Here is a 10,037-nt window from a genome sequence, read left to right as displayed (position 1 = left end):
ACCCGAGCCATCAGCGCGATCCGCGAAGATGCCTGGGTGGGGATCCACTACACCGACGCCGTCTTCGAAGAAGACACCGGTGAGTGGATCAGTGACGCTGAGGTCGCAGAAGTCCCTTTCACCGCATTCACGTCCCATCCCAAGGAGGACCAGGTCACCTGCAGGCTCGTCGTACGACGCGTCAAACGGCTGAACCCGACAGCTCATGCGGATCAGGGGGAACTCTTCGACACGTACAGGTACCACCCCCTCATCACCAACTCCCCCCTCCCCATGATTCAAGCCGATGAGCGCCATCGGGGACACGCCATCATCGAACAAGTCATGGCCGAGCTGAAGGGCAACGCCCTGGCCCACCTGCCCTCAGGCCGCTTCACCGCCAACGCCGCTTGGCTCCAGTTGGCCGTCCTCGCCTTCAACATCTCCCGGGCCGCCGCCCACGCGGCGGGCATGAGCACAGCGCGTATGTCCACCCTGCGTATCCGGGTCACCATGATTACCGCCCGCCTCGCCCGCCACTCCAGGCGTCGCTTCCTGCACTACCCCACCCACTGGCCCTGGCAGCAGGAGTTCATGACCCTGTGTGCCTACGCCACCGGCACAGGCCCACCCCAAGCGGCCTGACCACCCACCCGCCCCAGCCCCACCCGGGCCCAACCCCGAGGACCCCACAGGACAAGCCGACACCAGCGGTCGGAGAACCACCCACGCCCACACCACCCCGACAAGCCCACCAGCCGGATCAGCCAACCCGCCCACCCCAAAACGGTGGATCAGGGCTCAGTCCTCGTCGAGGAGGTCCAGCCAGTTCCTCAGCAGTCGGGCGCCGGCCGCCCCGGACTTCTCGGGGTGGAACTGGGTGGAGCAGATCGGGCCGAGCTCGGTGGCCGCCACGAACTCGGCGTCCTGGTGGCGGCAGGTGGTGATCCCGGTGTGCGGTGAGTCGACCAGCACCCCGTAGGAGTGCACGAAGTAGAACCGCTGGTCCTCGATGCCGGCGAACAGCCGGCTGCCGGGGCACGGCGTGACGGTGTTCCATCCCATGTGCGGCAGTCTCTCGGCGGGCAGCATGCTCACCGATCCGGGCAGCAGCCCGAGGCATCCGACCGGTTGGTCGCGCTCCTCGCCGTCCTCGAAGAGCATCTGGTGACCCACGCAGATGCCCAGCAGGTGACGTCCGGCGTCGACCCAGCCGGCCGCCAGTTCGTCGCCTCCCATCGCCCGCAGTCCGGCCATGCAGGAGGCCAGCGCGCCGACCCCGGGCAGCACCAGGGCGTCGGTGCGCTCCAGCTCGTCGACGGCCGAGGACAGCACCACTTCGGCGCCGGCCCGGGACAGCGCCCGGCAGGCCGAGTGCAGGTTCCCCGAGCCGTGGTCGATGACCCCGACTCTCACCACCGCGGTCATGAGTTACCTCCTGTGACATCTGTGGGGCGGCCCGACAGGGGCCCCGGGCACGGTTCAGGCGTTGAGCGTTGTTTCAGGCGTTGGGCCTTGTTCAGGCGTTGAGGGTGCCCTTGGTGCTGGGTATCCGCCCGGCCATCCTGGGGTCGGGGGCCAGGGCGATCCGCAGAGCCCGCGCCAGGGCCTTGTACTGGGCCTCGCAGATGTGGTGCGGGTCGCGTCCGGCGAGCAGTCGCAGGTGCACGCACAGCCCGGCATTGGTGGCCAGGGACTCCACCACGTGGTAGGTCATCGACCCCTGGTAGGCCACCCCGGATCCGCCGATCCGCACGGTGACCTGGGACTCCGGCTCCCCGCTGCACACCACATAGGGTCGACCGGCGACGTCGACGACGCACTGGGCCAGCGCCTCGTCCAGGGGGACGGTGGCGTCCCCGAAGCGGGTGATGCCGGCCTTGTCCCCCAGCGCCTCACCGATCGCCTGACCCAGCGCGATGGCGGTGTCCTCGATGCTGTGGTGGCCGTCGATCTCCAGGTCCCCGGTGGTGCGGATCCGCATGTCGATCCCGGAGTGCTTCGACAGGGCGGTGAGCATGTGGTCGTAGAACCCCACCCCGGTCGAGATGGTCGACTCACCGGTGCCGTCCAGATCGATCGAGACGTCGACCTGGGACTCCGAGGTGTTGCGGACCACGTGTGCTGTGCGACTCATCAGGACCGTCCCTGGGAGGAGGTGCGGACATGTTTCTTGGAGCTGATCGCCTCTGAGTCGGCGACCTTCATCATCTCGGCGTGGGGTGCGATCTCCAGGACCGCGCGCTGGAAGGCGTCGACCTCGGCGGGGGTACCGGCGCACACCCGCAGGTACCCCTCGGGGCCGACCTCGCGGATCAGGACGCCGTGCTCGAGGAACTCGGCCCACACCGCGTGGCGGTCGACGAATCGTCCGAAGAGCAGGAAGTTGGACTGGCTGGGCACCACGGCGAAGCCGCGCATTCGCAGCCACTCCTCCATCCCGGCCCGGGTCTCGCGCAGCTCGTCCACCCTGGCCAGCATCTCGGGGGCGTGCCGCAGAGCCACCCGGGCGACGGTCTGGGTGGTCGCCGACAGGTGGTAGGGCAGCCGGACGATCCGCAGCGCGTCGATCACGGCGGGGGCGGCGACCGCGTAGCCGACCCGGCCGCCGGCCAGCGCGAAGGCCTTCGACAGGGTGCGCACCACGATCAGTCGGCCGTACTTGGGCAGCAGGGCGATCGCGGAGTCCTCGGGGGTGTCGTTGAACTCCTGGTAGGCCTCGTCGACCACCACGATGGCGTCGGTCCCGGCGCACACCTCGTCGATGACGGCCACCGGGGTGGCGGTGCCGGTCGGATTGTTGGGGGTGGTGATGAGGACCACATCGGCCCTGACATCCCGGATCGCGGTGAGGACCCGCTCGGCGTCCAGGCCGAAGTACTCGTCGCGGGGGACGGTGACGTAGTCGGTGTGGGTGTTGCGGGCGTACTCGGGATACATCGAGTAGGTGGGGGTGAAGGTCAGCAGGGTGCGACCCGGCCCGCCGAAGGCCTGGAGGATCTGGGTCATCACCTCGTTGGAGCCGTTGGCCGGCCAGACCTGGTCGGCCCCCACCCCGAACCCGATGTACTCGGCCAGATCGGTGCGCAGCCCGGTCGCCTCGCGGTCGGGGTAGCGGTTGAGCCCGGCGGCCTGTCTGGCCACCTCGTGGGCCATGTCGCGACGCACCGCCTCGGAGGGCGGGTAGGGGTTCTCGTTGACGTTGAGACAGACCGGGACGTCCAGCTGGGGGGCGCCGTAGGGCTCCTCCCCCACCAGTTCGGGGCGCAACGGCAGCTCGGCCAGGGTGATCGGGTTCACCCGGGCGATGGCGGTGGGCACGGCGTCGGAACTCATCGGCCCCTCCTGACGGTGATGGCGTTGGCGTGGCCGGGGAGGTTCTCGGCGAGCGCGAAGGCCTCCACGGGGGCCGAGAGCTGGTCCAGGCCCTGCTTGTCGTAGTGGATGACGTGGACCGCCTTCATGAAGCTGCGCACCGACAGTCCCGAGGAGTAGGCCGCCGAGCCGGCGGTGGGCAGCACGTGGGTGGAGCCGGCCGAGTAGTCCCCCAGCGAGACCGGGGACCAGGGGCCGACGAAGATCGCCCCGGCGTTGTGCACCCGGGCGGCCACCTTCTCGGCGTCGGCGGTCTGGATCTCCAGGTGCTCGGACCCGTATCCGTCGACGACCGCCAGACCCTGGTCGATGTCTCGGACCAGCACGATCGCCGACTGCTCGGAGCCCAGCGAGGTGCGGATCCGGTCGGTGTGCAGGGTGGCCGCGACCATCGGCTCCAGCTCCTCGCGGACCCTGTCGGCCAGCTGCGGCGAGTCGGTGACCAGCACGGCGGCGGCCAGCGGGTCGTGCTCGGCCTGGCTCATGAGATCGGCGGCCACGAAGCGCGGGTCCGCGGTCTGGTCTGCCAGGATGGCGATCTCGGTGGGACCGGCCTCCGAGTCGATGCCGACCACCCCGCGCAGGTGGCGCTTGGCGGCCACCACGAAGACATTGCCGGGTCCGGTGACCATGTCGACGCGGGGACACAGGTTCGGCACCCCGTAGGCGAACATCGCGATCGCCTGGGCGCCGCCCACTGCGTAGACCTCGTCGATGCCGAGGATCTCGCACAGAGCGAGGATGTTGGGGTGCGGCAGCCCGCCGAACTCCGCCTGGGGCGGGGAGGCCACCGCGATCGAGGAGACCCCGGCCACCTGGGCGGGGACGACGTTCATGATGACGCTGGAGGCGAGCGGGGCGAACCCGCCCGGAACGTAGAGGCCGACCCTCTCGACCGGGATGATGCGCTGGCTGACCTCGGCTCCCGGGGCCAGTTCCACCGGGGCCGAGGAGGTCTCCAGCTCGGCCTCCTCGCACACCTCCCGGCGGCGTCGGATGGACTCGGTGAAGGCGGATCGGAGGGTGGGGCTGAGCTCCTCGGCGGCTCGGGCCAGGGCGTCGACCGGGACCCTCAGCGACTCGGGTTCGACGTGGTCGAACTTGGCGCTGAACTCGCGCAGCGCCTGTTCGCCCCGGGTGCGCACCTGATGGCAGACGTCGACGACGGCCGTCATGGCCGAGTCGACGTCCACATCGGCACGGGGCACGATGGTCCGGTAGTCGTCTGGGTCGGTGTCGGTGAGGTCCACGGTGCGAATCACATCACCAGCTTAGTGATCGCGGTCGGTGACCTGCGATCCGTCTCTGGGTGCGGTCACCTCGGCCGGTGCAACCGGACGTGAGGACCGGGCCCGTCGCTCGGCGGCGTCCCAGCCGAGCAGGGACATCACCAGCACCGGCAGCAGGGCGGCGAAGGGCCACACCAGCACGGGCGTCCAGCTGCGCAGTGCCAGATCGATCGGGACGACGTCGCCGGCCCTGGCCCCCGAGATCCGCACCGCGAACCCGTCGGGACCGACCAGCACGCCGATCCACCAGCAGACCAGGGAGGCCAGCAGGGCCGAGACGGCGGCCAGCGGCACCACCAGGGCGCCCCGGCGGCCGAACCACCACCAGGTCACCAGGCCCAGCAGGAGGCCGGCGACCAGCCCGGTGAGGCAGTACCCGGCGTCGGAGGAGAACACCCCGGCCAGTCCGCGCTCGGTGATGCTGGCCGATCCGTCGGAGGCGATGGTGTAGGTCGGCAGCCTGGTGGAGGCGTTCCACACCAGACCGGACAGCCCGCCGAGCACGACGCTGACCCCCAGCAGCAGCACGATACGGCGCAGCAGCAGGGCGTTGTCGGCGGCGCGGGCCACCAGGGGATGGGTGGAGGCCACCGCCCTGGCTCGCTGGGGGGCCGGCGGACTGGAGGGAGTCGCGGGACGGGTGGATTCACTTGAGGTGGACATCTGTCACCGTCCCGGGATGCAGGAGGGCCCGAGCAGGGCCTTGAGGTCGGCCATCAGGGGTTGGTCGCTGGTCACCTTGAGGGCGTCCGCCAACCGGAAGACGGTGGTCTGGCGACTGGGCTCCTGGAGCTGCAGGTGCACCTCGCAGGCGCCGGGATGGCGGCGCAGCACCGATCTCAGGTCCGCCACCACCTTCGGGGTGCAGCGGCCCGATCTCAGCGAGATGGTCACCGGTGCGTTCCCGGACTCGGTGAGATCGAGGATCCACACGTCGGAGGCGGCCATCTCGGCGGTGTCGTCACGTTCGCGCACCCGGCCGCGGATCTTGAGGATGGTGTCCACCCCCAGCAGCGGCTCGACCCGCTGGTAGACCTTCGGGAAGCAGGCGACGGTGATCGCGGCATCCAGGTCCTCGATGGTCAGCGAGGCCCAGATGTCACCGTTCTTGGTGGTCCGCCGGACGATCTGGGTGACCATTCCGGCGATCTCGTACTGGCCCTCGCGGGGTCCGTCGGGGGCGATCAGATTGGCGATCGGGATGTCCCGTTCGGCCTCCAGGGCCGACTCCAGGCCGTGCAGCGGGTGGTCGGAGACGTAGAGCCCGAGCATGTCGCGCTCGAAGGCGAGTTTGGTGCGGCGGTCCCAGTCCTCCTCGGGCACCACCCTCTCGACCCCCAGCTGGGCGGGTTCGGATCCGCCTCCCATCCCGAACAGGTCGTCCTGGCCGTTGGCCTCGTTGCGCTTGAGGTCGATGACGGCGTCCACCGCCTGCTCGTAGACATTCATCAGGCCGCGGCGGGAGTGGCCCATCGAGTCGAAGGCGCCGGCCTTGATGAGGGACTCGATGGCCCTCTTGTTGCACACGTCGATGGGCATGTTGTCGAGGAACTCGAAGAAGTCGTGGGCCGGGCCGTGCGCCTCGCGGGCCTCGATCATCGAGTCGACCAGGTGCTCGCCGACATTGCGGATGGCGCCGAGCCCGAAACGGATGTCGGTGCCGACGGCGGTGAACGCCAACGAGGAGGCGTTGACGTCGGGGGGCAGCACCTTGATGTGCTGGGCCCTCATGTCGGCCAGGTACATGGCCATCTTGTCCTTGTCGTCGCCGACGCTGGTGAGCAGCGCGGCGCCGTACTCGGCCGGGTAGTTGGCCTTGAGGTAGGCCGTCCAGTAGGACACCAGCCCGTAGCCGGCGGCGTGGGACTTGTTGAAGGCGTACCCGGCGAAGGGCACCATGACATCCCACAGCGCCTGGATCGACTCGTCGGAGTAGCCGTTCTTGCGCATCCCGGCCTGGAAGGGCACGAAGTTCTCGTCCAGGATGTACTTCTTCTTCTTGCCCATCGCCCGGCGCAGCAGGTCGGCGCCGCCCAGGGTGTAGCCCGCCAGCTTGCGGGCGATCGACATGATCTGCTCCTGATAGACGATCAGGTGGTAGGTCGGTGCCAGGATCTCGTCGAGGGCGTCCTTCAGCTCGGGATGGATCGGGGTGATGGGCTGGCGGCCGTTCTTGCGCTCGGCGTAGTTGATGTGCGCGTTGGCGCCCATCGGGCCGGGCCGGTACAGCGCGATGACGGCGATGATGTCGTCGAAGTTGGTGGGCCCCATCAGGCGCAGCAGGGAGCGCATCGCGGTGCCGTCGAGCTGGAAGACGCCGAGGGTGTCGCCGCGGGCCAGCAGCGAGTAGGTGTTGGCGTCGTCCAGCGGGAGCTTCTGCAGGTCCACCTCCTCGCCACGGTTGGCGCGGATGATCTTGAGGCAGTGGTCCATGATGCCTAGGTTGCGCAGGCCCAGGAAGTCCATCTTCATGAGCCCCATCTCCTCGAGCTGGGGATAGGCGAAGCCCGCGATGATGGTGCCGTCCTTGTCGCGGCGGTGCATCGGGACCAGGTCGAGCAGTTTGGCGCTGGACAGGATGAAGGCGCAGGCGTGGACGCCGGTGCCGCGGATCAGCCCCTCGATCCCCTTGGCGGTGTCGACCACCTTGTGGACGTCGCCGTTCTCCTCGTAGAGGGCGCGGAACTCGGCCCCCTCCGAGTAGCGGGGGTGCTCGGGATCGAAGATCCCCGACAGCGGGACCCCCTTGCCCATCACATCGGCGGGCATCGCCTTGGTGATCCGGTCGCCCAGGGCGAAGGGGTAGCCGAGAATCCGGTTGGCGTCCTTGACGGCGTTCTTCGCCTTGATCTTGCCGAAGGTGTTGACCTGGCTGGTGTACTCCTCGCCGTACTTGTGGGTGACGTAGTCGATCACCCGGTCGCGCTGGCGGTCGTCGAAGTCCAGGTCGATGTCGGGCGGGTTGACCCGCTCCGGGTTGAGGAACCGCTCGAACAGCAGGTCGTGCTCCAGCGGGTTGATCTGGATGATCCCGGTGAGATAGGCGACCATCGAGCCGGCCGCCGAACCTCGGCCCGGCCCCACCGGGACCCCCATCGAGCGGGCGGCGTCGCAGATGTCGGAGACCACCAGGAAGTAGGAGGAGAAGCCCAGCGGCTCGATGGTCGCCAGCTCTGTCTCGACCCTCTCCAGGACCGCCTGGGGAGGGTTGGGTCCGAACTTCTCGGCGAGTCCCTTCTTGAGCTTCTTGCGCAGCCAGGACTCCTGGGTCTCCCCCTCCGGGACGTCGAACTGGGGCATCCGGTCGACGTAGCTGAAGACCTCGTCGTAGGGCTCGATCATCTCGGTGAGCGCCAGGGTGTTGTCGCAGGCCTCGGGATGGTCGGGGAACAGCTGCCTCATCTGCTCGGAGGTCTTGATGTAGTAGCCCGAGCCGTTGAACCGGAACCGGTTGGGGTCGTCCTTGTTGCGACCCACCCCGACGCACAGCAGGGAGTCGTGGGCGTCGGCCTGGTCCTCGGTGACGTAGTGCGAGTCGTTGGTGGCCAGCAGCGGGATGTCCAACCTGGCGGCCAGCTTCAGCAGGTCGGCGCGCACCTCGCGCTCGATCGGGACGCCGTGGTCCATCAGCTCGCAGAAGTAGTTCTCGGATCCGAAGATCTCCTGGTAGGCGCCAGCCGCCTCGCAGGCCTCCTCGAACTGGCCCAGTCGCAGCCGGGTCTGGACCTCTCCTGAGGGGCAGCCGGTGGAGCCGATCACCCCCTCGGCGTAGCGGGAGATCAGCTCCCGGTCCATCCGCGGCTTCATGTAGTAGCCCTCGTAGGAGGCCAGCGAGGAGGTCTTGAACAGGTTGTGGAGTCCGGTGGCGTTCCTGGCCCACATCGTCATGTGGGTGTAGCGGCCGCCGCCGGAGACGTCCTTGCCGCCCTCGGAGTCCGGATCCCCGAGCTGGCCGCGGCCGCGTCCCCAGAACTCCTGGACCCTGGAGAACCGGCTGCTGGGGGCGACATAGGCCTCCACCCCGATGATCGGCTTGACCAGCGGGTTCTTGGTCCCGTCGTACTTCTTGGCGAGCTGGAAGAACTCGTAGGCGCCGAACATGTTGCCGTGGTCGGTCATCGCCACGGCGGGCATCCCCTGTCGGGCCACCTCAGCGAAGAGCTTCTCGTTGCTGGCCGCGCCGTCGAGCATCGAGTACTCGGTGTGGGTGTGCAGATGAACGAAGTCGGACCGTGCCACGGATGCGCCTCTCGGGTCGGGATCGCCAACACGATAGCCCCTGCCCGAAGCGTCTTGGGTGCGTCCGTGCGACCCATATCCTGGAACCATGTCGACACCGACGCTGACGCGAACCCTGAGCTCCCTGTGGTGGCTACCGATGATCAAGGGGGTGTTCGCCGTCGCGGCGGGCATCGTCGCCCTGGTGTGGCCCGGTCCCACGGTGGTGACCCTGGTGGTGGTGCTCGGGATCTACGTGCTCGTCGACTCGGTCATCAGTCTGGTCAATGCCCGGGCGATGCGCGGCCTGCCCGGCTCCCGCCTGATGGCGCTGCTCGGGGTGGCGGGAATCGTGATGGGTCTGCTGATGCTGTGGCACCCCGGCCCGTTGCTGCGGGTTCTGGTCGTGCTCACGGCGGCCTGGGTGACGCTGGTGGGGCTCGGCCTGGCCCTGGTGGCGGTGCCCCTGATGCCGCTCACCCGGCGGGCCTGGCTGTGGCCGCTGGCGGCGGGTGTGGTCTGCCTGGTGCTCGGTGTGATCGGCCTGGTCCATCCCGGCTTCGGGGTGGCGGCGCTGGGCTGGCTGATCGGCCTGGGGGTGATGGTCTACGGCGCCGCCCACATCGGGCTGGCCGTCGGGATGCGCCATCTCACCGGTGTGATCGGGCGGGCGGGTGCCTCCGCGACACCGACCGTCATCGAGGGCGAGGTGGTCCCCGAGGACTCGACAGGATCCCATCACGACTCCTCCTCGGGGGGTCCCGGTGACGGCCCGGTCATCGAGGGTCGGGTCGAGTGATCTCCTGGGCGTCCAGCTCGGCGTCCAGGCGTGCCGCCCGGGCCACCGATCTCAGGTAGCCCCAGCTCACCAGGGCGTAGAGCAGCACCAGGAAGAACAGCCCACTGGCGATGCTGGCGATCATGAAGACCAGATTGGCCTCGCCGACCGCCACGATCACCAGGTCGGAGACCACGAACCCGATCGCGCCGATGAGGGCGGCCCGCCGGGTGGCTCTCAGCCTGGATGCGTGAGCCGCGCCGGCCGGATCCAGCCCGGCAGCCTGCTCCGGCCCATCAACCTGCTCCGGCCCATCAACCTGCTCCGGCCCATCAACGCTGTGTGAACTGCTGGCCATGGCCCCGACCCTACCGGCCCCTGAGACGGCTGTGGCCCGT

General features: G+C 68.9%; 10 protein-coding genes. 2 read left to right on the top strand and 8 right to left on the bottom strand.

Annotated elements, in window-relative coordinates; all coding sequences use genetic code 11:
• Positions 1-297: hypothetical protein (locus tag H590_RS19115; RefSeq protein ID WP_245569815.1), on the bottom strand; the 297-nt coding region annotated here is incomplete at its 3' end.
• Between the two features lie 27 nt (positions 298-324).
• Here H590_RS19115 and H590_RS19110 point away from each other — a divergent pair.
• Entirely contained in the window at positions 325-624 is a 300-nt protein-coding gene (locus H590_RS19110; RefSeq protein ID WP_342663332.1) for a transposase, read from the top strand.
• Between the two features lie 156 nt (positions 625-780).
• On the opposite strand, the gene hisH is transcribed toward H590_RS19110, so the two are convergent.
• The 6 genes from hisH to dnaE all read right to left on the bottom strand — a co-directional run bounded on the left by hisH (position 781) and on the right by dnaE (position 8,882).
• On the bottom strand, positions 781-1,407 hold the full coding sequence (gene hisH / locus H590_RS0107290; protein WP_036981481.1) for an imidazole glycerol phosphate synthase subunit HisH: 627 nt from the start codon (positions 1,405-1,407) through the stop codon (positions 781-783).
• A 91-nt stretch (positions 1,408-1,498) separates the two neighbouring features.
• Positions 1,499-2,119 carry an imidazoleglycerol-phosphate dehydratase HisB gene (gene hisB, locus H590_RS0107285; RefSeq protein WP_097799861.1) on the bottom strand — a complete coding sequence of 207 codons (621 nt, stop codon included), beginning with the start codon at positions 2,117-2,119 and terminating at the stop codon, positions 1,499-1,501.
• Positions 2,116-3,315: a histidinol-phosphate transaminase gene (locus tag H590_RS15495; RefSeq protein ID WP_036981477.1), complete on the bottom strand. Its 1,200-nt coding sequence runs from the start codon at positions 3,313-3,315 to the stop codon at positions 2,116-2,118. Before H590_RS15495 ends, hisB begins: the two co-directional genes overlap by 4 nt.
• The gene (gene hisD / locus H590_RS0107275; protein ID WP_028703037.1) at positions 3,312-4,616 is read right to left on the bottom strand and encodes a histidinol dehydrogenase; all 1,305 of its coding nucleotides are present in this window, start codon (positions 4,614-4,616) and stop codon (positions 3,312-3,314) included. The genes H590_RS15495 and hisD overlap by 4 nt, the downstream gene beginning before the upstream one ends.
• Before the next feature lie 9 nt (positions 4,617-4,625).
• A complete protein-coding gene (locus H590_RS15490; RefSeq protein ID WP_175415787.1) occupies positions 4,626-5,306 on the bottom strand; it encodes a hypothetical protein in 681 nt (226 codons plus the stop codon).
• A gap of 3 nt (positions 5,307-5,309) precedes the next feature.
• Entirely contained in the window at positions 5,310-8,882 is a 3,573-nt protein-coding gene (dnaE, locus tag H590_RS0107265) for a DNA polymerase III subunit alpha (RefSeq protein WP_028703036.1), read from the bottom strand.
• Between the two features lie 88 nt (positions 8,883-8,970).
• On the opposite strand from dnaE, the gene H590_RS15485 reads away from it, so the two are divergent.
• Positions 8,971-9,660: an HdeD family acid-resistance protein gene (locus H590_RS15485; RefSeq protein ID WP_071161716.1), complete on the top strand. Its 690-nt coding sequence runs from the start codon at positions 8,971-8,973 to the stop codon at positions 9,658-9,660.
• Here H590_RS15485 and H590_RS18320 read toward each other — a convergent pair.
• Positions 9,638-9,997 carry a UbiA prenyltransferase family protein gene (locus H590_RS18320; protein ID WP_126412601.1) on the bottom strand — a complete coding sequence of 120 codons (360 nt, stop codon included), beginning with the start codon at positions 9,995-9,997 and terminating at the stop codon, positions 9,638-9,640. The two genes, H590_RS15485 and H590_RS18320, sit on opposite strands and share 23 nt — an antisense overlap.
• Positions 9,998-10,037: the final 40 nt, after the last annotated feature.

This window comes from Acidipropionibacterium jensenii DSM 20535, assembly GCF_000425285.1.
In the GTDB taxonomy this organism is placed as follows: Bacteria; Actinomycetota; Actinomycetes; order Propionibacteriales; family Propionibacteriaceae; genus Acidipropionibacterium; species Acidipropionibacterium jensenii.
This window is presented reverse-complemented; position numbering and strand designations above follow the sequence as displayed.

What these genes read in the sequence shown, in the direction of transcription:
- H590_RS19110 (WP_342663332.1), top strand. Translation starts at nt 325, where the DNA reads ATGGCCGAGCTGAAGGGCAACGCCCTGGCCCACCTGCCCTCAGGCCGC.
- hisH (WP_036981481.1), bottom strand. Translation starts at nt 1,407, where the DNA reads ATGACCGCGGTGGTGAGAGTCGGGGTCATCGACCACGGCTCGGGGAAC.
- H590_RS15495 (WP_036981477.1), bottom strand. Translation starts at nt 3,315, where the DNA reads ATGAGTTCCGACGCCGTGCCCACCGCCATCGCCCGGGTGAACCCGATC.
- H590_RS15490 (WP_175415787.1), bottom strand. Translation starts at nt 5,306, where the DNA reads ATGTCCACCTCAAGTGAATCCACCCGTCCCGCGACTCCCTCCAGTCCG.
- H590_RS15485 (WP_071161716.1), top strand. Translation starts at nt 8,971, where the DNA reads ATGTCGACACCGACGCTGACGCGAACCCTGAGCTCCCTGTGGTGGCTA.
- H590_RS18320 (WP_126412601.1), bottom strand. Translation starts at nt 9,997, where the DNA reads ATGGCCAGCAGTTCACACAGCGTTGATGGGCCGGAGCAGGTTGATGGG.